A 23,907-nucleotide genomic window follows, 5' to 3' on the forward strand; every position below is an offset into this window, starting at 1 on the left:
ACGCGTGCGGCGTTCGCGGACATGGCGCGCTGTGCCCGGTCGGACTCGGGCGTCGTTTGGGTCATGTGGACCTCCTGTCATCCCGATCATTGTAATTGCGAATCATTCTCACTTACAAGAGAGAATTTTGGGGCGCGAATCGAGGAGGGTAATGAAGACGAACGAAGGGGAACGACGCTACGGCGCTGATTGGCCGCGCCGTGCGGAAAGAAAGCGTTCGGGCAACGCCTCTGATTTTGGCTCAGTTGACGCCGAGGTGCTGCCGCGCGCGAGGGCGAACTGCGAGCCCATCACGAAAAGAACGTTCAGGAGGGGAGATTTACATCGCGAGGGAAAGCCCAAGCGGCCAAAAACCGTCGCAAGATCCCCGATGAATATGCCCCGCCCAGCGCATGCAGGAACTCGAGAAACGATTCAGGTGCATCAGCATCAGCGGTATCCGACACTGTGCGAACGACCGCGCACCGAACACCGTGCTCGAAACACACCTGCGCGAGCGCCGCGCCCTCCATCTCGACCGCCAGCGCATCGGGCAACGCTGCGCGCAGCGCATTCACCTCGTCGTGACTCGAAACAAACCGGTCGCCGCTCACAATCAGCCCACGATGCAAGCGCGGCGGATGCACGCCAAACCGGCTCTCCAACGCAGCATGTTCATCGGCGAGAAAAGCGCTGCACGCATTCGCCAGCGCGGCATTCAGCGTGGCATCGCCGGGAAAACGCGCCATGCCCAGCAAGGGCACTTCAAAGCGCGGAAACAACGGCGATGCGTCCAGATCGTGCTGCATCAGCGTCTCGCCGATCACGATATCGCCTACACGCACGTCGGCGCGCACACCGCCGGCCACGCCGGTGAACACGATGGCGTCAACACCGAACACGTGGATCAACGCGCTCGCCGTTGCCGCTGCTGCCACCTTGCCGACGCGCGCGAGCGTCACCACGCAAGGCACCCCATGCGCCAACCCGAGGTGATATTCACGCCGGCCGATGGTTTCGGTGCGCACCTCGCCGGCGGCATGCATCGATTCGATGAGATCACCGAGTTCCTGCGGCAACGCGGCCATGATGCCGAGACGATTCACACGCATAGTCATTCCACCGCCTGCAATTTAGCGACCGCCAGCGCGAGCCACTTCTCGCCGTGTCGTTTGAAGCGGACTTGCGCGCGGGCGTCCGCGCCCGATCCTTCCAGCGCGATCACAGTGCCTTCGCCAAACTTGGTGTGAAACACCGGCTGACCGACCTTGAAACCGGTGTCGGCGGCGCGTTGATTGTTGGCGAACGCGGGCAACGGTTTGCCGGCATCGGGATCGGTGTACGCAGCGCGTTCTCCGCGCTCCTGCCCCGGCCGCGCGAACCAGTCGCGGCCCCAACCGGCGTTATCCGACCGGCCGCCCCAGCGTGCGCCCGCCTCCACTTTCGGCGTAAGCCACTTGAGCGACTCTTCGGGGAGTTCATCGAAGAAACGGGAACGGATGTTGTAGCGCGTCTGGCCATGCAACATCCGGCTCTGCGCAAACGACAGATACAGCCGCTCCTTCGCCCGCGTGATCGCCACGTACGCCAGCCGCCGCTCCTCCTCGAGCCCGTCACTTTCCTGCGCGCTGTTCTCGTGCGGGAACAAGCCCTCCTCCAGGCCCGTGATAAACACCGCCATGAATTCGAGACCCTTGGCTGCGTGCACCGTCATCAATTGCACGGCGTCCTGACCGGCTTGCGCCTGGTTATCCCCAGCTTCAAGCGATGCGTGCGACAGGAAACCTGCGAGCGGTGTCATGGTGTCGGGATTTTGCGCGGGGTCGGCGGGGCTTGCCGGATCGAGCACATCGACGGACGGATCGTCCGTCGCCAAGCCGATTTCCGGCGCATTGGTCGCACCCGGACGCAATGGAATGGACCGCGCGGGAGTGTCGAGACCGTAGCCCTCCTCTTGCACGAACGCGGCTGCCGCGTTCACCACTTCCTGCAAGTTCTCCAGGCGGTCCTGGCCTTCGCGCTCGTTCTCGTAATGAGCGGCGAGACCGCTCGTTCGAATCACGTATTCCACCGTTTCCGGCAGGCTCATTTGCTGTGTCTCAGCGCGCATCTTGGCGATCAACTGCGCAAAAGCGCCAATGCTCGAACCCGCCTTGCCTGTCACGTACGGAACGGCGGCGGCCATTGAACAATTGTAGAGACGTGCGGCGTCGGCGAGTTGTTCGATCGATCGCGCACCGATCCCGCGCGTCGGAAAATTCACGACGCGGGCGAACGCAGTGTCGTCGTTCGGGTTGTCGATCAGGCGCAGATACGCGAGCGCGTGCTTCACTTCCTGGCGCTCGAAGAACCGCAAGCCGCCATACACACGGTACGCAATGCCCGCGTTCACCAGCGTATGTTCGATGGTCCGCGACTGCGCGTTGCTTCGATACAGGATGGCGATCTCTCCGCGCGCGGCGCCGGCATGAATCATCGCCTTGATCTCCTCGACGATCCACGCCGCCTCCTGCGTATCCGTCGCGGCTTCGTACACACGCACCGGTTCACCGTGACCGGCATCGGTGCGAAGATTTTTTCCCAGCCGCCGCGAATTCTTGGCGATCAGGAAGTTGGCGGTATCGAGAATATGACCGTGCGAGCGATAGTTCTGCTCCAGCTTGATCATGTTGCGCACGTGGTACTCACGTTCGAAGTCGTGCATATTGCCGACATTCGCGCCGCGAAATGCGTAGATGGACTGATCGTCGTCGCCCACCGCGAAGATGGCGTTGTGCTCTCCCGCCAGCATCTTCAGCCACGCGTATTGCAGCTTGTTCGTGTCCTGGAACTCATCGACCAGGATATTGCGAAAGCGCGCCTGATAATGCGCGCGCAACGGCGGATTGTGCGCCAGCAACTCATAACAACGCAGCAGCAGTTCGGGAAAATCCACGACGCCTTCGCGCTGGCATTGCTGCTCGTAGGCCGCATACAGCTCGACAAACTTCATGTTGAAGGAATCGGTCGCGTCGACGTCTTTCGGGCGCAGCCCTTGTTCCTTCGCGTTATTGATGAAGTACTGGAGATTTTTCGCCGGATATTTTTCGTCGTCGATATTCAGGCCCTTCATCAGCCGTTTGATGGCGGACAACTGGTCTGCGGTATCCAAAATCTGGAACGTCTGCGGCAAGCCGGCGTCGCGGAAATGCGCGCGCAGCATGCGGTTGCACAGGCCGTGGAAGGTGCCGATCCACATGCCGCGGGTGTCGATGGGCATCATCGCGGTCAGGCGCGCCATCATTTCCTTGGCGGCCTTGTTCGTGAACGTGACGGCGAGAATGGTCGTGGGCGTCGCATATCCCTGCTGGATCAGCCACGCGATGCGCGTGATCAGCACGCGCGTCTTGCCGCTGCCCGCGCCCGCCAGGATGAGCGCCGGCTCGTTCGGCAGCGTGACGGCGGCAAGTTGTTCGGGATTCAGATTGGCAAGCAGATCGGGCATGGGGCGAGTCTTCCGGTGGGTCGAACATTATAAGACCGCTCGCACGGACACGTTTTCGAAACAAAGGCGCCGCGGCCCGTAAATCGGCCACCGGTCCGGTAAGACCTTATAATTCCCCGATGTCGCTGGTCGACCCCCGCTTCTTTTTTACGCATTTTTCGGCAGATCCCACCCCATGAGTGACAACACGCTTGCGAAGAGTTTCGAGCCCCAGAACATCGAATCCCATTGGGGACCGGAATGGGAAAAGCGCGGCTACGCTGCGCCAACCCTGATCGAAGGCAAAAAAGATTTCTCGATCCAACTCCCGCCGCCGAACGTCACCGGCACGCTGCACATGGGTCACGCGTTCAACCAGACCATCATGGACAGCCTGACCCGCTACCACCGCATGCTCGGCGAAAACACGCTGTGGCTGCCTGGGACGGATCACGCGGGTATCGCTACGCAGATCGTTGTGGAGCGGCAACTCGATGCGCAAGGTATTTCCCGGCATGATCTCGGCCGCGAAGAATTCCTCAAACGCGTCTGGGAATGGAAGCAGAAATCCGGCTCGACCATCACGAATCAAGTGCGTCGCCTGGGCGCCTCCATCGACTGGTCGCGCGAATATTTCACGATGGACGACAAAATGTCTCCCGTCGTGCTCGACGTGTTCGTCACGCTGTACAAGCAGGGCCTGATTTATCGCGGCAAACGGCTGGTGAACTGGGATCCTGTGCTGGGTACGGCTGTGTCCGACCTGGAAGTAGCCAGCGAGGAAGAAGCCGGCAGCCTGTGGCACATCAATTACCCGCTGCCGGACGGCTCGGGCCACGTGACGGTCGCGACCACCCGCCCGGAAACCATGCTCGGCGACACCGCCGTGATGGTCCATCCGGAAGACGAGCGTTATGCGCATCTGATCGGCAAGACGGTGATGCTGCCGTTGTCGAACCGGGAAATCCCCGTGATTGCGGACGACTACGTGGATCGTGAGTTCGGTACCGGCGTGGTCAAGGTCACGCCCGCGCACGATTTCAACGACTATCAGGTCGGCCTGCGCCATAAGCTGCCAATGATCGAGATTCTCACGCTCGACGCAAAGATCAACGACAACGCGCCGGAAAAATATCGCGGCATGGACCGCTTCGACGCACGCAAGCAAGTCGTGGCCGATCTGGAAGCGCTCGGCCTGCTTGCGTCCGTCAAACCGCACGCACTGATGGTGCCGCGCGGCGACCGCACCGGCGTGGTGATCGAGCCGATGTTGACCGATCAATGGTTCGTCGCCATGAGCAAGCCGGCGCCGGAAGGCACCTTCAATCCGGGCAAATCGATCGCGGAAACAGCGCTCGATGTGGTCCGCAACGGCGAAATCAAGTTCGTCCCGGAAAACTGGTCGACAACCTATTACCAGTGGCTCGAAAACATCCAGGACTGGTGTATCTCGCGCCAGCTCTGGTGGGGCCATCAAATCCCGGCGTGGTACGGCGATAACGGCGAAATCTTCGTCGCCAAGACCGAGCAAGAAGCACGCGCGGAAGCCACGGAAAAAGGCTACACCGGCGCGCTCAAACGCGACGACGACGTGCTCGACACGTGGTTTTCATCGGCGCTCGTGCCGTTTTCATCGCTTGGCTGGCCGAACGAAACACCGGAACTGAAGCACTTCCTGCCTTCGTCGGTCCTGGTGACGGGTTTCGACATCATCTTCTTCTGGGTCGCCCGGATGGTGATGATGACCACGCACTTCACCGGCAAAGTCCCCTTCGACACGGTCTACGTCCACGGTCTCGTGCGCGATGCGGAAGGCCAGAAGATGTCGAAGAGCAAGGGCAATACGCTCGACCCGATCGATATCGTCGATGGCATCGACCTGGAAACGCTCGTCTCCAAGCGTATTACCGGCCTGATGAACCCGAAGCAAGCGGAAAAAATCGAGAAAAAAACCCGCAAGGAATTCCCCGAAGGAATTCAGCCGTTCGGCACCGACGCGCTGCGCTTCACGATGGCGTCCATGGCAACCCTCGGTCGCAACGTGAATTTTGATCTGGCAAGGTGCGAGGGATATCGTAATTTTTGCAATAAGCTGTGGAATGCCACCCGCTTTGTTCTGATGAATACCGAAGGCCACGACTGTGGTTTCGGCAAACCGGAAGAATGCGCCGCAGGTGATTGCGGGCCGGGTGGATACCTCCATTTCTCGCCGGCGGACTTCTGGATCGTGTCGCTTTTGCAGCGCGTGGAGGCGGAAGTGGAGAAGGGTTTCGCCGACTACCGTTTCGACAACGTGGCGAGCGCAATCTACAAATTCGTCTGGGACGAGTATTGCGACTGGTATCTGGAACTGGCCAAGGTGCAGATCCAGACCGGCGCGCCCGAACAGCAGCGCGCGACCCGCCGCACCCTGCTGCGCGTGCTGGAAACCGTGCTGCGTCTCGCGCACCCGATCATTCCGTTCATCACGGAAGCCTTGTGGCAGAAGGTTGCGCCGCTGACCGACCTGTACCCGGAGGCCAAGGAAGGCGCTGAGAGCGCATCCATCATGATTCAGCGCTACCCGGTCGCGCAACCGTCTAAGATTGATGAATCATCTGAACAGTGGGCGGCCGAACTGAAAGCGGTTATCGATTCATGTCGTAATCTGCGCGGCGAGATGAATCTGTCGCCGGCGCTCAAGGTACCTTTGCTGGCAACGGGCGACGAAGCGCGGCTCAAGTCGTTCGCGCCCTATGTCCAGGCGCTCGCGCGTTTGTCGGAGGTGAAGATCATTGCCGACGAAGCTGCGCTCGACGCCGAGGCAAGTGGCGCGCCAGTTGCTATCGTAGGAACGAACAAGCTGGTCTTGAAGGTCGAAATCGATGTTGCCGCCGAACGCGAACGGCTGACGAAGGAAGTAGACCGCCTGACGCAGGAGATCGCGAAGGCCCGTGTGAAGCTGGAAAACGAAAGTTTTGTAGCCCGGGCGCCCGCCGCGGTAGTGGAACAGGAGCGCAAGCGGTTGGCGGAGTTTGAATCGACTTCTGACAAGTTGAAAGCGCAGTTATCGCGGCTTCCGGCCTGAAACTAACCGATTGCTTGTCCCGTCTTATAGCAAAGTGCGTTTTTCTGCTTGAAGAATTAATCTCGCCGCACTTTTTTATCAACGCATCAACCTGCATCATGGCGTTTGCTTCCATGCCCATCGTTTCAGGCTTGACGTTTAAACACGATAAGAGGATCAGGGTCATCAAATGCTAAAAGTTACGAAAGCGGTTTTCCCGGTTGCGGGTCTCGGTACCCGATTCCTCCCCGCGACCAAGGCCAGCCCGAAGGAAATGCTGCCCGTGGTCGACAAGCCGCTGATCCAGTACGCGGTCGAAGAAGCCATGGCCGCGGGCATCACGGAAATGATCTTCGTGACGGGGCGCAGCAAGCGCGCGATCGAGGATCACTTCGACAAGTCGTATGAGATCGAAGCCGAGCTGGAAGCGCGCGGCAAGCAAAAGCTGCTCGATCTCGTGCGCAGCATCAAGCCGAGCCACGTCGATTGTTTTTATGTGCGTCAGGCCGAAGCGCTCGGTCTCGGCCACGCTGTGCTGTGCGCGGAAAAGCTGGTCGGCGACAACCCCTTCGCCGTGATCCTCGCGGACGACTTGCTGTACGGCACGCCGCCCGTGATGTCGCAGATGATCGAAGTGTTCGATCACTATCACAGCTCGGTGATCGGGGTGGAAGAGATCCCGGCGCAGGATTCCAAGTCGTACGGCGTGATCGACGGGAAAGAATGGGAAGACAATATTTTCAAGCTCTCGGGCATTGTTGAAAAGCCGGAACCTGAAGTTGCGCCGTCGAATCTTGGCGTGGTCGGGCGGTATGTGCTCAAGCCGCGCATCTTCGATCACATCCGCGCGTTGAAGCCGGGCGCGGGCGGTGAGCTGCAACTCACGGACGCGATCCAGTCGTTGCTCGCCGACGAACAAGTGCTCGCGTACAAGTATCACGGCACGCGCTTCGACTGCGGCAGCAAGCTCGGTTATCTGAAAGCGACGGTGGAATTCGCGCTGCGCCATCCGGAAGTGGCTAAGGATTTCCAGGAATACTTGAACACGCGCTCGCCGCATTTGCTCGGCTAAGCGGTGAGATGAGCAGCCAGATGAGCGTCAAGCCGCCAGCAGGCGGTGTGCGGTTGTAAGAAAAAATGCCCATGAGAAAAAATCATGGGCATTTTTTTATCGGCCTGAAACGCTTAGCAGCGGGTTAGCGACAGGTTAGCGGCGCCGCATCAGGAAGGTGAACACTTTGTCGTGCGACGTCGATTCCACCAGTTCATTGCCCGTCTGCTTCGAAAACGCCGCAAAGTCGCGCTGCGAACCCGGGTCGGTCGCCAGCACCTTCAATATCTGACCGGTCTGCATGTCGGCCAGCGCTTTCTTCGCCCGCAAGATAGGCAACGGGCAAGTGAGCCCGCGCGCATCGACTTCCTTGTGCACTTCCATCGAATTGAGCCTTGTTCGAACCCGCTTTATGAGAATTCGATTTTACCTCAGTGCCTAAAAATTCACCGCCTGGCCTTTAGTAAGCGCTTGCCGCATGGCAATGCCGATGCGCGTTGCTTCCCGGGCGTCGTCGAGCGTGAGGCCTGTTGCCGGGCCACCCGTCAGCGATGCCACGAACGCCTCCGCTTCGTTCAGGAACGCGTGTTCGAAGCGTTCGAAGAACGTCGGTGTGCATTCGTTGCGAATGCCGGTGGCATCGAAGATCTCTACGCGATTCGCCCGCGGATTGTGTCCCACCGATAACGCCCCGCCCGTTCCGACCACTTCGGTCTGGGTATCGTGACCGTGGGCGCTCGTGCGCGATGCGTGGAAAACCGCCAGGCGCCCGCCTTCGAATTCGCAGATCGCGACACCGTTGTCGATATCGCCGCATTCCGCCAGGCCTTCGTGGATCGCGATGGTGCCGCTTGCGAATACGCGCGTGACCCGCGGATTGCCAAGCATCCAGCGCGCCAAGTCGATGTCGTGGACGCTGCAGTCGAGGAACAGACCGCCCGACGTCGGCGCGAAACGCACGAAAAAGCCATCGGGGTCGTTCTTGTCGACGGTCTGCGAACGGACCATGAACGGCCGGCCGATGGCGCCTTGGCTGATCTTGTTGAAGGCGTCGCGGTAACTGGCATCGAAACGACGCACGAAACCGATCATCACCTGAAGATGCGGAAATCGCGCGCTTTCTTCGATCACCCGATCGCACTGCGCCAGATCCAGCGACAAGGGTTTTTCGCAAAACACATGCTTGCCCGCACGCAACGCCGCGATGATCTGGTCAGTGTGCAGCGACGTCGGCGTGACGAGCCAGACGGCATCGAGCGATGTGTCTTTCAGCATCGATTCGTAGTCGCTGTGAAGCGCGAGTTCAGGCAGGTTCGCCTGCGCCCATTCCCGTTCCGCCGCAACCGGGCTGCAAGCCGCCGCGAGCGTCGCCCCCGGCACGTGCCACGCGAGGTTGCGTGCGTGGCGCTGACCGAGCCGACCCAATCCAACAATGCCAATCCGCACCGGCGCTTTCATGCCGCACCCAGCTTGATGATCGTCCCTTCACGCCATGAACGCGTCGCCGCTTCGGCGAGTTCCAGCGCCTTCAGGCCGTCCGCGACCGTGGTACGAACCGGCTTGCCTTCCTGGACGGCATCGAAGAAATGGGCGATTTCCAGCGCGTACGCCGCGCGATATCGCTCGAGGAAAAACGCTTCGGGGACGTCGCTCGAGACCGCGGTCTTTGAATACGCGGTGACCTCCGTCGGCCGCACATTGCCCGCCTGCAGCATGCCTTCGCTGCCGAGCAATTCGAAGCGCTGGTCGTAGCCATACGCCGCGCGCCGCGCCGTGTTGATCTGGCACAAGCGCCCGCGCTTGGTGCGGATCGTGACGGCAGTCGAATCGATATCGCCCGCCTCCGCAATCGCCGGATCCAACAAGCAGCTTCCTGTTGCGTGCAGCGTGTCGGCTTCATCGTCGAGCATCCAGCGGAAGACGTCGAAGTCGTGGATCAGCATGTCTTTGAAGATGCCGCCCGAATGCAAGATGTAATCGACCGGCGGTGCGCCCGGATCGCGGCTCGTGACGATCAACATTTCTGGCTCGCCGATCTCACCGGCCTCCACGCGCGCCTTCAACGCGGAAAAAGTCGGATCGAAGCGGCGCTGGAAACCGATCATGCAAACCACGCCCGCTTTCGCGACGGCGTCGGCGCAAGCGCGTGCGCGCTCGAGCGTCAGGTCCACCGGTTTTTCGCAAAACACATGCTTCTTTTGCGCCGCCGATTTCAGGATCAGATCAGCGTGCGTGTCCGTGCTCGAACACACGACGGTCGCGCCAATCGATGCATCGCCGAGCGCGCCTTCCACATCCGCGACTTGCGCGCCGTGAAGCGCAGCCAGTGCCGCGGCGGCTTCCTTATTGACGTCCACTACGTACTTCAGGCGCACACCCGGCTGCTTCGCCAGATTCGCCGCATGGATCTTGCCGATCCGCCCTGCTCCGAACACTGCCACATCAATCGTCATAGCCGCCTGTCTCCCTTGATTCTTCTACGTTCAGTTCAAGCCGGTACGCAAGCGCGATAAACAGCGCCTGGCACAGGCAGATCGTGCTCGTGAGCGAACGGAACGCAAACGCGCTGCCTTCCTTCACGAACAAATGCGCGCTCGCGTGACGCGCGAGCGGCGAAAGCTGGCCATCGGTAATGACCAGCGTCTTGGCGCCGTGATGCTGTGCCGCACGCACGCAGTACTGCGTCTCCTTGCCGTACGGCGCGAAGCTGATCGCGACCACCACATCGCCCTTCTTCACGCTGCGGATCTGCTCGCGATACATGCCGCCGAAACCCGACACCAGATGCACGCGCTTGGCCGTGTGCTGCAGCGCGTAGACGATATAACTCGCCACCGGAAACGAGCGCCGCACGCCGACCACATAGATGTTCTCGGCCTGTTGCAGCATTTTCACGGCGGCTTCGAACTGGACGTCGTCGAGACCGGCTTCGAGTTCCGCGAGCCCGCTCTGGCTCGCCGCGATAAATTCGCGCGCCACCGATCCACCCGACAACTTGCCCGGCTTTTCGTCGATGAGTTTCCTGATGCGCTGCTGATAGCTCTGCGCCGAGCCGTTCTGGCCCGTATAGGCTTGCTTAAAGATCGCCTGGAGGTCGGAGAAGCCGGAGAAGCCGAAGCGCTGGGCGAAGCGCACCACCGCTGAGGGATGCACGCCGCACGCGGCGGCAATGTCACCGGTGCGATCCATCATCACATTGCTGCGATGCTGCTCGATGTACGTCGCCACGCTTTTAAGCTGGCGCGGCAACGCATCATAAGCCTCGGTGATCCGCTGCATCAGCTCGTCGACTGTCTGGATCTCGGTCGCTTCCTGGGGGTCTTGCGTCTCTTCCTGCATGCCTTGCTCGTGGTTTGTTCCGTACTCGATGCAATCGATTATAGAGTTCTCTCAGCGAGAATGGAATGAATTTTCCAAACTTCGAATAGTTAAACTTCCTATTGCATAGCGATGAGACTTGTCCTAATCTTGGTCGTGAGCAAGGGGCGTGGACACGCCGGATGCTCGTTCAGAAAAACAACCGAGATAGGTGGAGACAATGAGACTTTGCAATGGCCGAGCCGCGCTGCGCGTGCTCGCAGCTGCCGTAGCGTTGTGCAGCGCAGCAGCACTGAGCAGTCAGGCAGCGCACGCTGCTCCCGACGCCCATTTCGTTTTGATCAGCCACGCGCCGGATTCGGACTCGTGGTGGAACACGATCAAGAACGCCATCAAACAGGCGGACGAGGACTTCAATGTCGAGACGGATTACCGCAATCCGCCGAATGGCGATATTGCCGATATGTCGCGCCTGATCGAGCAAGCGGCGGCGCGTAATTACGATGGCGTGATCGCGACGATCGCAGATTACGACGTGCTCAAGAGTTCGATGAACAAGGTGACGGCGAAGAAAATTCCGCTGGTTACGATCAACTCGGGCACCGAGGAACAGAGTGCGCAGCTCGGCGCGATCATGCATATCGGCCAGCCGGAATATGTGGCGGGTTATGCGGCCGGCGAGAAAGCGAAGGCGGCGGGCATCAAGTCGTTTTTGTGCGTGAATCACATTGCGACCAACGCAGTGTCGTTCGATCGTTGCCGTGGTTTCGCCGAGGCGATTGGTGTCGATTACAAGCCGTCCACCATCGATTCAGGACAGGATCCGACCGAAATTCAGTCGAAGGTAAGCGCGTACTTGCGTAACCATCCGAACACGCAGGCGATCCTGACGCTCGGACCGACGCCCGCAGCGGCCACGCTGAAGGCCGTGCAGCAAATGGGCCTGGACAAGAAGATCTGGTTTGCGACCTTCGACTTCTCCGATGACATCGCGAAAGCGATTCAAGCCGGCACGATCCAGTTCGCCATCGATCAGCAGCCGTACTTGCAAGGCTACATTCCGGTCGCCGTGCTCGCCATCGTGAAGAAGGACAAGACGACCGACCCGGTGAAGATTCGCCAGATCCTGGAAGCCAATCCGAAGTTCAAGGCCCGGCTGGACACGTACGGCCTTCAACCTTCGTATGGACCGAAGAACATTCGTTCGGGACCGGGATTTATCACGAAGGACAACATCGACAAGGTGTTGAAGTTCGCAGGCCAATATCGTTAATCCGATGTGATCTATTGCGGGCGGTTTGAATTTCTTCCGGCTTGAATCTTCTTCGACTCAAGCGCCGCCCGCAGCAACTGCTTTCTCTCAACGCGCCACCGCTTGGATGCAAGCGTCCGGCCGCGCGCTTCAAGGAGCCATCATGGGTATAGCCGGCAAGCACGTCCCCCCGATTTCCAACGCGGCCAATGCGGCTGCTCAGGAGCAGGATTCCGTTCCATCGCCCCGATCCGCCGACGAACGCATCAGGCGTGAATCATGGTTCGGCCATATTCTGAATCGTCCCGAATTCGCCGCTATATCCGGGGCCGTGCTCGTGTTTATCGTGTTCGGTATCGGCGCCGGCGGTTCGGGCATGTTCAATCTCGATGGCGTCATGAACTGGTCGCAAGTCGCCGCGTATCTCGGCTTGCTCGCAGTTGGCGCGTGCCTCTTGATGATCGCGGGCGAGTTCGACTTATCGATTGGTTCGATGATCGGTTTCGCCGGCATGATGGTCGCGATTCCATCGGTGTATTTTCACTGGCCGCTGTCTGTCGCGATCCTGTTCGCGTTCGTCGGCTCGATGCTGCTCGGCGCATTGAACGGGTATCTCGTCGTGAAGACGCGACTGCCTTCGTTCATCGTTACGCTAGCGTTTCTGTTTATCCTGCGCGGCCTCACGCTTGCGCTCTCCATTCTCTTCGCGGACCGCACGATCATCTCCGGTGTCGGCGATCTCGCGCAGAACGACTGGCTCGCGAACACGCTGTTCCATGGCGTTGCGTTGCACGGTGTGTTTTCGTGGCTCGGGCATATGGGGATCGGCAAATTGCTCGATAGCGGCGAACCCCTCGTGCCCGGCATTCCGAAGGTCATCTTGTGGTGGTTCGCGCTCGCGGCGGTCAGCGCATTCGTCCTCGCCAAGACGCGTTTCGGTAATTGGATTCTGGCCGTGGGCGGCGACGCAAACGCGGCGAAGAACGTCGGTGTGCCGGTCAAGCGCGTCAAGATTTCGCTGTTCGTTCTGACCGCGTTCTGCTCGTGCCTGTTCGCCGTGCTGCAAGTCTGCGACATCGGTTCGGCTGCCGCCGATCGCGGCCTGCAGAAGGAATTCGAAGCGATCATCGCGGCGGTGATCGGCGGGACGCTGCTGACGGGCGGATATGGATCGGTGATCGGTGCGTGCTTCGGCGCGCTGATCTTCGGCGTCGTGCAGATCGGTATTACCTACACCAACGTCAGCTCCGACTGGTTCCGCGTATTCCTCGGCGTGATGCTGCTGATCGCCGTGCTGTTCAATCACTACGTGCGTCGTCGCGTTTCTCAAGCTCAATGAATACAGGCTCAATAAGGGGAACAGCCATGGCTGAACAAGACACCATCCTCGCACTGGAAAATGTCAGCAAGTTTTTTGGCAAAGTGATCGCGCTGAACGGCGTCACGTTGCACCTGAAACGCGGCGAAGTGCACTGCCTGCTCGGCGATAACGGCGCGGGCAAATCAACGCTGATCAAGACGCTGGCGGGCGTGCACACGCCCTCCTCCGGCGAGTATCTCGTCGATGGCAAACCGGTGCACTTCGGGTCGCCGAAAGAAGCGCTCGATCTCGGTATCGCTACCGTGTATCAGGATCTCGCGCTCGTGCCGCTGTTATCGGTTGCGCGCAATTTCTTCATGGGCCGCGAGCCGCAGAAAAAACGCTTCGGCTTTCTCAACGTGATGGACCTGGATCTGGCCGCGGAAACATCGCGAGCGCGACTCTCCGAAATGGGCATCAACGTGCGTGACCCGCATCAGCCTATCGGCACGATGTCGGGTGGCGAGAAGCAATGTCTGGCGATTGCGCGAGCGATCCATTTCGGCGCACGCGTACTGATCCTCGATGAACCCACGGCCGCGCTCGGCGTGAAGCAATCCTTCAACGTGCTGCGGCTGATTCACACGGCGCGCGCAAAAGGCATCTCCGTGATCTTCATCACGCACAACGTGCATCACGCGTATCCCATCGGCGATTCGTTCACGCTGCTCAATCGCGGCAAATCGATGGGCACGTTCACGAAAGACACTATCACCAAGAACGAAGTGCTCGACATGATGGCGGGCGGCGCCGAAATGCAGCAAATGATGAGCGAACTGGAAGGCGAAGCGGCCTGAGCACGTTCAGGCCAACGCCGGGCTTTTCATCATCTACAGAACAGGATCGAACATGGCATTGCACTCATCAACCGGATCGCGGTTTGCTTCAGGGCGAACACGCGACATCGTGTGTCTCGGGCGGCTCGCGGTCGATCTCTACGCGCAGCAAGTCGGCGCACGGCTCGAAGACGTATCGAGCTTCGCAAAATATCTCGGTGGGTCATCGGCGAATATCGCGTTTGGGTGTGCGCGGCTAGGCCTTAAGTCCGCGATGCTCTCGCGCGTCGGCAACGACCACATGGGCCGGTTTCTTACCGAGACTTTGGAACGTGAAGGCTGCGATACAAGTCATGTGCGCATCGATCACGACCGGCTGACGGGGTTGGTCCTGCTCGGCATAGAAGACCGCGATACCTTCCCGCTCGTGTTCTATCGCGATGACTGCGCGGACATGGCCGTCGATGAAAACGACTTCGACGAGGCGTTCATCGCTTCATCCAAAGCGCTGCTGATTACAGGGACACATTTCTCCACCGATCAGGTCAACCGCACGAGCCGTCGCGCGCTCGACTACGCACGTCGCAATCAGGTGCGTACGGTGCTTGATATTGACTATCGGCCAGTACTTTGGGGGCTGACCGGGAAAGCCGATGGCGAGACGCGGTTCATTGCGAACGAAAGCGTGACCGCGCATTTGCAAGGCATTTTGCCATTGATGGATCTGGTGATCGGCACGGAAGAAGAGTTCCGGATTGCAGGCGGCAAAGACAATCTCATCGATGCGCTCACCGCCGTTCGTGCCGTGACACACGCCATGCTGGTGGTCAAGCGCGGACCGATGGGCTGTTCGATCGTCGACGGCGACGTACCGGTTTCCATCGACGATGCACCCGTCCATCGCGGCGTTGAAGTCGAAGTGCTGAACGTGCTCGGCGCGGGCGATGCGTTCGCATCCGGTTTCCTCGCTGGCTGGTTGAGAGACGAACCGCTGGAAGTCTGCGCGCGCACGGCCAACGCATGCGGAGGGCTTGTCGTATCGCGTCACGGTTGCGCACCGGCCATGCCGACGCCCGCCGAACTCAACTACTTCCTCGACGCTGCTCACGCAGATCCCGTCCGCATGCGCAGGCCCGATCGCGATGCGACGCTTGCGCGTTTGCACCGCGTAACGCCAGCCAGGAAAACATGGGACGAAGTACTCGGTTTTGCCTTTGACCATCGCAACCAGTTCTTCGATCTCGCGCAGCAGACCGGTGCCGATGAAGCGCGAATCGCCAAACTCAAGGGCTTGTTTGTGGAAGCCGTGGCGCAGACGGAAAAGGAGCGTGGCCTGCAAGGACGTATCGGCGTGTTGATCGACGACCGCTATGGCCAGGACGCGTTAAACGCGGCGACCGGACGAGGCTGGTGGATCGGTCGCCCGGTGGAATTGCCCGGCTCGATGCCGCTTGTCTTCGATCACGGCAGGTCGATCGGCACGACGCTGATCGAGTGGCCGCGCGAGCATGTCGCGAAGTGCCTGATTCACTATCATCCCGATCATCCGCACGATCTTCGGCTTGAACAGGAAGCGCAGATTCGCGCGCTATACGATGCGGCTCAGGTCAGCGGGCACGAGTTGTTGCTCGAAGTGATCGTGCCGAAGAGCGGTCCGCCGATTGCTGAAGATACGGCGTTGCGATCGTTGAAACGCCTCTATAACCTCGGCATCTATCCCGAGTGGTGGAAACTCGAACCCATGAACGCGGCGCAATGGCAGGCTATCGACGCGTTGATCGCCGAACGTGACCCGGCGTGTCGCGGTGTCGTGCTGCTGGGCTTGTCGGCTGCCGTCGAGCAACTGTGTGAGGGCTTTAAGCCCGCGGCTTTATCGAAGACATGTCGTGGATTTACCGTGGGCAGGACTATCTTCCACGAGCCGAGTCACGCGTGGCTGGCGCGTTCTATCGACGACGCGGAACTCATCGCGCGCGTTCGACGCACGTTTGAAACGCTGATCGATGCATGGCGCGACGCCCGCAGTAAAAACGCCACGCAAACAGTCACGCAGGAGCAGGCAGCATGAACGGCACGCTTCGTCTAACCACCGCGCAAGCGCTGGTCCGCTACCTCGCCGCGCAGCAAACCCCGGACGGTGAGCCGCTGTTTGGCGGCGTGTTCGCCATCTTCGGACATGGCAACGTCGCAGGCATCGGCGAGGCGTTGTATGCGCATCGCGAAACGCTGCCGACCTATCGTGCCCACAACGAGCAGGCGATGGCGCATGCCGCTATCGCGTACGCGAAAGCGCACTTTCGACGCCGATTGATGGCGGTGACGACGTCCATCGGTCCGGGTGCGACGAACCTTGTCACGGCGGCGGCCTTGGCGCACGTGAACCGCTTGCCGGTGTTGTTGCTGCCCGGCGATGTGTTCGTGTCTCGCGCGCCCGATCCGGTCTTGCAGCAAGTAGAAGATTTTGCCGATGGCGGTATTTCTGCGAACGACGCGCTGAAGCCCGTCTCACGTTACTTCGACCGGATCGTGCATCCGGCGCAATTGCTCAGCGCGTTGCCCCGTGCAATGCGCGTGCTGACGGACGCCGCGTTGTGCGGACCCGTCACGCTGGCGCTGCCGCAAGACGTGCAAGCGATGGCATACGACTATCCCGCGTCGTTCTTCGAGCCGCGCGTGGTGCCGTTCCATACGCCCTCGCCTGTCGATGAAGAAGTCGCACGGGCTGCGGCTGCCTTGCGGGTCGCTAAAAAACCTTTGCTCGTGTCAGGCGGCGGTGTCTTGTATGGGCTCGCGACCGATGCCTTGCGTTCCTTTGCCGAGCGCCACGGCATTCCCGTCGCTGAAACGCAGGCAGGAAAAAGCGCACTCTCGTGGGACCATCCGCTGAATCTGGGTGGCATCGGTGTGACGGGATCGGACGCTGCCAACGCGCTCGCCCACGACGCGGATTGCGTGCTCGCCGTTGGCACGCGACTACAGGATTTCACGACCGGATCGAACACGTTGTTCACGCAGGCGAAGCTCATCGGCATCAATGCAAATGCGTTTGATGCCCTGAAACAAGGGGCTTTATCGGTAGAAGCTGACGCGCGTCTTGCCCTCGATGCATTGAGCGCAGCGCTCGGCGACTGGCGAGCATCGCCGCCGTGGACCGCACGCGCGCACGAACTCGCGGATAGCTGGCGCGCTACGGTCGACCAGGTGACGAACGCGCCTCAGGACGACAACACCTTGCCGCGCGAAGCCGATGTGATCGGCGCAGTGCAGCGTTCCAGCGCGCAGTCCACAGCGCATGATGTGGTGGTGTGCGCAGCCGGAACGCTGCCCGCAGACTTGCAAAAGCTCTGGCGTACAAGCACGCCCGGCGGTTATCACGTCGAATACGGCTACTCGTGCATGGGCTACGAAGTCGCCGGCGGCCTCGGTGCGAAACTCGCGCGGCCGGAGCGTGAAGTGATCGTGATTGTCGGCGATGGCAGCTATCTCATGATGAATAGCGAGCTGGCGACATCGGTGATGCTTGGAGCCAAATTGATTGTGGTTCTGCTCGACAACCGGGGATACGGTTGCATCAACCGCTTGCAGCAAGCGTGCGGCGGCGCTCCATTCAACAATATGATCGAAGATTGCCGCCAGGGTCCCGAAGGCGCGCCCGCGATCGATTTTGCGATGCATGCGCGCTCGCTCGGAGCAACCGCCGAGCATGTAGCGAACATCGATGAACTGGAAGCGGCGATGCAACGCGCGCGCGCGTCGACGCGCTCGTACCTGATCAGCATCGACACCGATCCTGCGCGCCCTCCCGAAGAAGGCGGCTGGTGGTGGGAAGTCGCGGTGCCGGAAGTCTCATCGCGCGAAGCGGTGCGCTCGGCACGCTCGACCTATGAACACGAAATCACGGCGCGCTCGAAGCGCACGAAGGAATAATCGATGAGCACGTTCGATGTACGGATCGGCATCAATCCGCTGTCATGGATGAACGACGACCTGCCCTCGCTTGGCGGTGAGACCCCGCTGAGCGTGGCCCTGACCGAAGGCAAGAAGATCGGTTACGAAGGCTTCGAGTTGGGCAACAAATTCCCGCGCGAACCGCAAGCGCTGAAAACGCTGCTCGCCGGGTATGACCTTGCGCTGGTCTCCGGATGGTATTCCGGGCGGCTCGCCGAACGCAGTGCGGAGGATGAGATCGCGGCCGTAGGTCCGCATCTCGACCTGCTTGCGAAAAACGGGGCGACGGTGATGGTCTACGGCGAAGTCTCGGACTCGATCCAGGGTTCGCCGCGGCCGCTGTATCAGCGCCCGCGTTTCTTCTCCGATGATCGCTGGAATGAGTACGCAAAGCGCCTGAACACCTTCGCGGAATACACCCTCTCCAAAGGCGTTCGTGTCGCGTATCACCATCACATGGGCGCGTATGTGGAGACGCCTGCGGACGTCGATCGCCTGATGAGCCTCACCAACGACGCCGTCGGCCTGCTCTTCGACGCCGGCCACATCACGTTCGCCGGCGGCGATCCGCTGGTTATGCTGGAGAAGCACATTGCACGCGTTTGCCATGTGCATTGCAAGGACGTGCGGCCAGAAATCATCAAGCTTGCGCGTAACCGGAACTGGAGCTTTCTGGAAGCGGTGATCAACGGCGCGTTCACCGTTCCCGGCGATGGCGCGGTGGATTTTCCATCGATCATCGCTCGATTGAAGAAGCAGGGTTATCGCGGCTGGCTCGTGGTCGAAGCAGAACAGGATCCCGTCATTGCAACAAGTTATGCGTATGCCGAGAAAGGCTACAAGACGCTGCGCTCGCTCGTCGAAGAAACGCTTCAGGAGGCAATATGAGCCTGCTAGTCAAGGCATCGCGCGAAGGCCAGACCATCGCGCGCGTGACACCGGAAACCGCTTTGTGGAAACACGTGGGGTTCGCTGCTTACCGCCTGGAAGCCGGCGACATCGTGCATGTGCATGAAGCGCAGCGCGAAGTATGCATCGTCGTGTTGTCGGGGACGGTGAGCATAGAAGCGGGCGAATACAAATGGGAGAAACTCGGCTTGCGCGACAGCGTGTTCGAGGACACCGCGCCCTACGCCGTGTATCTGCCGCCCAAGCTCGCCGCGACCGTTCGCGCAGATCGTGATGCGGAGATTGGCGTGGCGAGCGCACCCGCCACAGGCAAATATCCGGCGCGCTTGATCGAGCCGTCGCAGATGAAACGCTCAACCCGTGGCAAAGGCGCGAATACGCGATACGTCTGCGATATTCTTCCGCAAACCGAACCCGCCGAGGGCTTGCTGGTAGTGGAAGTGAAGACCCCCGGCGGCCATGCTTCCAGCTACCCTCCGCACAAGCACGACAAGGACAATGTGCCCGTGGAGAGCTCGCTTGAGGAGACTTATTATCATCGGTTGAATCCGCCGCAAGGGTTTGCGTTCCAGCGCGTCTATACCGATGAACGCGATCTCGATGAAACCATGGCCGTTGAAGATCATGACGTTGTCATGGTGCCGCGCGGTTATCACCCGGTGGTGGTGCCGTATGGTTACGACAACTACTACCTGAACGTAATGGCTGGCGACAAACGGACCTGGCATTTCAAGAACGATCCAAAGCACGAATGGATCGTGGAGCGGGATAGCAAGGCCTAAGCGCTCATCCGCCGATAGAGAGCCATTCGTTTCTTAAGCGCTCGTTGGCGGCGAGCGCGTCGGGCGTGTCGTCGAAGACGATTGCGCCGTGGCCCATCACGGCGACGCGTGTGGCCAGATCGCGCGCAATCGTCATGCGTTGTTCGATCAACAGGATCGCCACGCCACGCTCCCGCAAGCTCTTCAGACATGCAGCAACCTGCGTCACGACTTGCGGCGCGAGTCCTTCGGTCGGTTCATCGACGATCACGAACGATGGGTCGCCCATCAAGGTCCGGGCAAGTGCGAGCATTTGCTGTTCGCCGCCTGACAACATCCCCGCCTTCACGGTCGCACGTTCTTGCAACACGGGGAAAAGCTGCTCCGCGTCGTTGATCGTAAAACGTGATCCGCCCGGCTTCATGCCAAGCAGCAGGTTCTCGCGCACGCTTAACGTCGGGAAAACGTCGCGCTGTTCGGGCACGTAACCGACGCCCATGCGCGCGATCGCGTATGGGCGCTTGCCGATCATCGATACCCCGCGAAAGTTCGCCAAACCTTGCGCGTGCACGAGTCCCGTCAACGCCTTCGCGAGCGTCGAACGCCCCGAACCGTTGCGTCCCGCCAGTGCAACGATCTCGCCTTCGCCAATGCACAAGCTCACGCCATGCAGCACATGACTCGCGCCATACCATGCGTTCAAACCATCGATTTCAAGCAGTATCGTCATGGTGTTTCGCCGAGATAGGCTGTGCGAACTGCTGTGTTCGCCGCGATTTCAGCGGGCGTTCCTGTCGCGATTACGCGGCCTTGCACGAGCACCGAGATGCGATCGGCGAGCGCGAACACCGCTTCCATGTCGTGCTCCACGATCAGCAATGTCCTGCCCTGCGTCGTCTCACGAATCAACGCAAGCGCACGAGCGGCTTCCGCGCGATTCATGCCGGCTGTGGGTTCATCGAGCAGCAGCACGGACGCGCCCGTGGCGAGCGCGAGGCCCAGATCGAGAGCGCGCAATTCCGCGTAGCTGAGACTGGTGGCGAGTTCATCGCGGCGCTCCGCTAAGCCGATAGCCTCAATCACTCGCTGCGCCTCCTGATCGATCACACCCGAACGGACCCATCGATCCCTCCACGTAGCCGCGCGAGAACCCAGCACTGCGCAACGAACGTTATCGTGGACGGTGAGACCGGTGAACACGCTAGTGGTCTGGAAGCTGCGCGCAAGGCCTTTGCGCCCAAGCCTATGAGCCGGCGCTCCCGTAACGTCGACGCCGTTCAACGCGATGTGGCCGCTTGTCGGCTGGGTGCGTCCCGCGATGAGATCAAACAAGGTCGATTTACCCGCACCGTTCGGACCGATCAACGCATGGCGCTCGCCCTGACGAATGGTCAAATCGACGCCGCGCAGAATCTCGGTTGCGCCGAAACGCTTCGTGATCTGCTTGAGTTCGAGCGCAGTGTTCATCGTGCGCTCCGGGCTTGCCGGGTGAATAGAATCGCGGCTAAGGCGCTTAAGAAAGCGAAACACCACGCAGCGACATGCCGGCCATCGAGCAGAAAGCCTGCGACATGCGCGAGGCCGTCGCCGTGGCTATCGAATTGAAGTGCGTAGACGAGTTCCAGAGCGATGACCGTTGCAAGCGTCCATGCAACGGCAGCGCACATGGCAAACGCTATGCCTAGGAAACCATCACGTGATCGTGCAGCAATAAAACCCGCCAAACCCTTCGGCGCCACGACCACGACCCACATAAAAAACAGCCCGAGGTATGCCACCCAAGCGGCAGACACACTCGCCACCGCCACGCTGAAAAACGTGAGTACCACCGCGCCTAATACCGGCCCGAAGAACGTCGCGGTCCCACCGATCACAGCAGCAATCAGCACGCTCCCCGAACGCGCCAACCCTACCCCTTCCGCCGATGCCAGCTCCACATTGATCAGCCCAAGCCCGCCCGCCACGCCCGCGAAAAACGCGGCCACGATGACCATGGTGAAGCGCACGCGACGCGGATCGAAGCCGATAGCAGCGGCACGCACGGGGTTATCGCGGACCGCATTCGCCACACGCATGAACGGCGTTCGCGAGAACACGAACATGGCGATACATGCCAATACGCACCATCCGGCGATCAACGTATAGGCCTGAATCGCAGGCCCGAAGTTCAAGCCGGCAACCGCGGGGCCACTCGTACGATCGATGGAAACGCCGCCCTCGCCGCCGAACCAACCCGGCACGAGCCACACGCCCGCCGCCACCAGTTCGCCGATACCGAGCGTGATCATCGCGAATGTGGTGCCGGCGCGGCGCGTTGAAAAGAAGCCAAAGACGACTCCCACCAGCGCCGCAGCTAAACCGCCGATCAACGGTAATAAAGGCAGCGGCACGGGGTATCGATTGAAGAGTTGCGCAGCGGCAAATGCGCCAAGACCAGCATACACGGCGTGCCCGAACGACAGCAAACCTGTCTCGCCAAGCAGCAGATTGAATGAGAGAGCGAACACGATCATCGTCGCGGTCTGCGCGAGGTAGGCGAGCAGCCAGCTTTGTGAGGTGAAGACCGGCGGCAACGCAAGACCAGCCACAAGCAGCAGCCACGGAAGCGCGTGAGGATAAGCGAAGCGCGGCTTAAACATCGTCGTCGCCACGTTGCCCGAAAAGTCCACGAGGCCGCAGCGCGAGCATCGCGACGAGCAACACATACGGAAGCACGGGCGCGATCTGCGCGACGCTCAGCGAAGCCCATGCGGGCGGCAACACAGCGCCCGCAAAACCGGCGAGGCTACCGAGCGACAACGTAGTCCCGACCGCAAACGTCTGCACGCAGCCGATCAGAAGCGATGCCGCCAGCGCCCCGCCCACCGACCCGAGCCCACCCACGACCACGACGACAAACACAATCGGTCCGATGTTCTCGGCCATTGAAGGTTCGATCACGAATAGTGGCGCGCCGATCACGCCGGCCAGCGCGGCGAGCGCCGTGCCAGTTGAAAACACCAACGTAAACACGCGCGGCACGTTGTGCCCAAGCGTCTCGACAGTTGCCGCGTGCGTAAGCGCGGCGCGTACAACGAGTCCGATTCGCGACACTCGCAGCACCACGTACAAAGCCAGCAACATCGCCAGCGACACACCCATCATGAACGCGCGATAGCGAGGGAAAGCCGCGCCATAAAACGTGAACAACGAACCATCGAGAGAGGAAGGAACAACAGCGTTGAATGGCGCAAGGCCCCAAATCAACTTGACCGCTTCAGCGATCAGGTAAGCCGCGCCGAAGGTCAGCAAAAGCTCGGCGAGCGCCCCGCGCGTTTCTATCCGGCGCAATAACAAACGCTCGAACAAACCACCGAGCGCGCCAACCAATAGCGGCGAGACGATCAACGCAAACCAGAAGCCCCCATGCGCCGCGAGCGCGTAACCCACATACGCGCCGAGCATATAAAAACTCGCATGCGCGAAGTTGAGCACGCCCATCATGCTGAAAATCAGCGTCAGTCCTGCTGACAGCATGAACAGCAGCAACCCGACGCTCACTCCATTCAGAAGATTGGTCGCGAACCACTGAACGAACGAGCTCACGTTGCGCGAGCCTACCCTGCAACAACGGTAACGAGCGGCTTGAGCGCCGCAACCAGCGCTTCCGGCAAAGGAGCCGGACGACGCGTGTCGCGATCCACGTAGACGTGCACAAAATGCCCTTGCGCCGCGGGTTGCTCCGAGCCCGCGCTGAAGATTCCAACCTCGTAACGCACGCTCGTTGTACCGAGCCGCGTCACGCGCAAGCCCGCATCGATACGCTCAGGAAACGCCAGCGAAGCAAAGTAGCTGCAATGCGTCTCGACCACGAGTCCGATCGTCTTGCCGGCCTCCAGATCGAGCGCACCGTGCCGGATCAGATACTCGTTCACCACGGTATCGAAGTAGCTGTAATACACCACGTTGTTCACGTGGCCGTAGAGATCGTTATCGGACCAGCGCGTATTGATCGACAGGAAATGCGGATAGTCCGCGCGCGTCGTAGGAACCGGTTTGCTCATG

Annotated in this window: 20 protein-coding genes; 9 read left to right on the plus strand and 11 right to left on the minus strand. The window is 60.5% G+C overall.

The window, feature by feature from the left end; genetic code table 11:
• Positions 1-305: 305 nt before the first annotated feature.
• Positions 306-1,091: a 5'-methylthioadenosine/adenosylhomocysteine nucleosidase gene (locus tag EOS_RS00425; RefSeq protein WP_063177451.1), complete on the minus strand. Its 786-nt coding sequence runs from the start codon at positions 1,089-1,091 to the stop codon at positions 306-308.
• A 2-nt stretch (positions 1,092-1,093) separates the two neighbouring features.
• The gene (locus tag EOS_RS00430) at positions 1,094-3,463 is read right to left on the minus strand and encodes a UvrD-helicase domain-containing protein (RefSeq protein ID WP_047844636.1); all 2,370 of its coding nucleotides are present in this window, start codon (positions 3,461-3,463) and stop codon (positions 1,094-1,096) included.
• A gap of 175 nt (positions 3,464-3,638) precedes the next feature.
• Between EOS_RS00430 and EOS_RS00435 the strand changes: the two genes are divergently transcribed.
• Entirely contained in the window at positions 3,639-6,509 is a 2,871-nt protein-coding gene (locus tag EOS_RS00435; protein ID WP_047844637.1) for a valine--tRNA ligase, read from the plus strand.
• Positions 6,510-6,678: 169 nt separating this feature from the next.
• Positions 6,679-7,560 (plus strand): UTP--glucose-1-phosphate uridylyltransferase GalU, encoded by an 882-nt coding sequence (galU, locus tag EOS_RS00440; protein ID WP_047844638.1) that lies wholly within the window; start codon positions 6,679-6,681, stop codon positions 7,558-7,560.
• A 135-nt stretch (positions 7,561-7,695) separates the two neighbouring features.
• Here galU and EOS_RS00445 read toward each other — a convergent pair whose 3' ends face one another.
• From EOS_RS00445 to EOS_RS00460, 4 genes are read right to left on the minus strand one after another with little or no spacing between them, the layout of a single operon-like run.
• The gene (locus EOS_RS00445; RefSeq protein WP_047844639.1) at positions 7,696-7,923 is read right to left on the minus strand and encodes a sulfurtransferase TusA family protein; all 228 of its coding nucleotides are present in this window, start codon (positions 7,921-7,923) and stop codon (positions 7,696-7,698) included.
• Between the two features lie 54 nt (positions 7,924-7,977).
• The gene (locus tag EOS_RS00450; protein ID WP_047844640.1) at positions 7,978-8,997 is read right to left on the minus strand and encodes a Gfo/Idh/MocA family oxidoreductase; all 1,020 of its coding nucleotides are present in this window, start codon (positions 8,995-8,997) and stop codon (positions 7,978-7,980) included.
• On the minus strand, positions 8,994-9,992 hold the full coding sequence (gene iolG / locus EOS_RS00455; RefSeq protein WP_047844641.1) for an inositol 2-dehydrogenase: 999 nt from the start codon (positions 9,990-9,992) through the stop codon (positions 8,994-8,996). The genes EOS_RS00450 and iolG overlap by 4 nt, the downstream gene beginning before the upstream one ends.
• Positions 9,982-10,878 (minus strand): MurR/RpiR family transcriptional regulator, encoded by an 897-nt coding sequence (locus tag EOS_RS00460; protein ID WP_047844642.1) that lies wholly within the window; start codon positions 10,876-10,878, stop codon positions 9,982-9,984. The genes iolG and EOS_RS00460 overlap by 11 nt, the downstream gene beginning before the upstream one ends.
• A gap of 199 nt (positions 10,879-11,077) precedes the next feature.
• On the opposite strand from EOS_RS00460, the gene EOS_RS00465 reads away from it, so the two are divergent.
• From EOS_RS00465 to iolB, 7 genes are all read left to right on the plus strand, one after another.
• Positions 11,078-12,130, plus strand: coding sequence for a sugar ABC transporter substrate-binding protein (locus EOS_RS00465; RefSeq protein ID WP_047844643.1), 1,053 nt, complete (start codon positions 11,078-11,080; stop codon positions 12,128-12,130).
• A gap of 142 nt (positions 12,131-12,272) precedes the next feature.
• Positions 12,273-13,448 (plus strand): ABC transporter permease, encoded by a 1,176-nt coding sequence (locus tag EOS_RS00470; protein WP_047844644.1) that lies wholly within the window; start codon positions 12,273-12,275, stop codon positions 13,446-13,448.
• A gap of 26 nt (positions 13,449-13,474) precedes the next feature.
• Complete coding sequence (locus tag EOS_RS00475) at positions 13,475-14,266, plus strand: ATP-binding cassette domain-containing protein (RefSeq protein ID WP_047844645.1); 792 nt, start codon at positions 13,475-13,477, stop codon at positions 14,264-14,266.
• Positions 14,267-14,318: 52 nt separating this feature from the next.
• Positions 14,319-16,313, plus strand: a complete 1,995-nt coding sequence (locus tag EOS_RS00480) for a bifunctional 5-dehydro-2-deoxygluconokinase/5-dehydro-2-deoxyphosphogluconate aldolase (protein WP_047844646.1) — start codon at positions 14,319-14,321, stop codon at positions 16,311-16,313.
• Positions 16,310-18,172, plus strand: coding sequence for a 3D-(3,5/4)-trihydroxycyclohexane-1,2-dione acylhydrolase (decyclizing) (gene iolD / locus EOS_RS00485; RefSeq protein ID WP_047844647.1), 1,863 nt, complete (start codon positions 16,310-16,312; stop codon positions 18,170-18,172). Before EOS_RS00480 ends, iolD begins: the two co-directional genes overlap by 4 nt.
• 3 nt (positions 18,173-18,175) lie before the next feature.
• On the plus strand, positions 18,176-19,081 hold the full coding sequence (iolE, locus tag EOS_RS00490; RefSeq protein WP_047844648.1) for a myo-inosose-2 dehydratase: 906 nt from the start codon (positions 18,176-18,178) through the stop codon (positions 19,079-19,081).
• Positions 19,078-19,884, plus strand: coding sequence for a 5-deoxy-glucuronate isomerase (iolB, locus tag EOS_RS00495; protein ID WP_047844649.1), 807 nt, complete (start codon positions 19,078-19,080; stop codon positions 19,882-19,884). Before iolE ends, iolB begins: the two co-directional genes overlap by 4 nt.
• A gap of 4 nt (positions 19,885-19,888) precedes the next feature.
• Here iolB and EOS_RS00500 read toward each other — a convergent pair whose 3' ends face one another.
• From EOS_RS00500 to EOS_RS00520, 5 genes are read right to left on the minus strand one after another with little or no spacing between them, the layout of a single operon-like run.
• Positions 19,889-20,593, minus strand: coding sequence for an ABC transporter ATP-binding protein (locus tag EOS_RS00500; protein WP_047844650.1), 705 nt, complete (start codon positions 20,591-20,593; stop codon positions 19,889-19,891).
• Positions 20,590-21,330: an ABC transporter ATP-binding protein gene (locus EOS_RS00505; RefSeq protein WP_047844651.1), complete on the minus strand. Its 741-nt coding sequence runs from the start codon at positions 21,328-21,330 to the stop codon at positions 20,590-20,592. Before EOS_RS00505 ends, EOS_RS00500 begins: the two co-directional genes overlap by 4 nt.
• Complete coding sequence (locus EOS_RS00510) at positions 21,327-22,502, minus strand: branched-chain amino acid ABC transporter permease (protein ID WP_047844652.1); 1,176 nt, start codon at positions 22,500-22,502, stop codon at positions 21,327-21,329. The genes EOS_RS00505 and EOS_RS00510 overlap by 4 nt, the downstream gene beginning before the upstream one ends.
• Complete coding sequence (locus EOS_RS00515) at positions 22,495-23,448, minus strand: branched-chain amino acid ABC transporter permease (protein ID WP_075645268.1); 954 nt, start codon at positions 23,446-23,448, stop codon at positions 22,495-22,497. The genes EOS_RS00510 and EOS_RS00515 overlap by 8 nt, the downstream gene beginning before the upstream one ends.
• Before the next feature lie 11 nt (positions 23,449-23,459).
• The gene (locus EOS_RS00520) at positions 23,460-23,906 is read right to left on the minus strand and encodes an acyl-CoA thioesterase (protein WP_047844653.1); all 447 of its coding nucleotides are present in this window, start codon (positions 23,904-23,906) and stop codon (positions 23,460-23,462) included.
• Position 23,907: the final 1 nt, after the last annotated feature.

Origin of the sequence: Caballeronia mineralivorans PML1(12) (genome assembly GCF_001028175.1) — a bacterium.
In the GTDB taxonomy this organism is placed as follows: Bacteria; Pseudomonadota; Gammaproteobacteria; order Burkholderiales; family Burkholderiaceae; genus Caballeronia; species Caballeronia mineralivorans.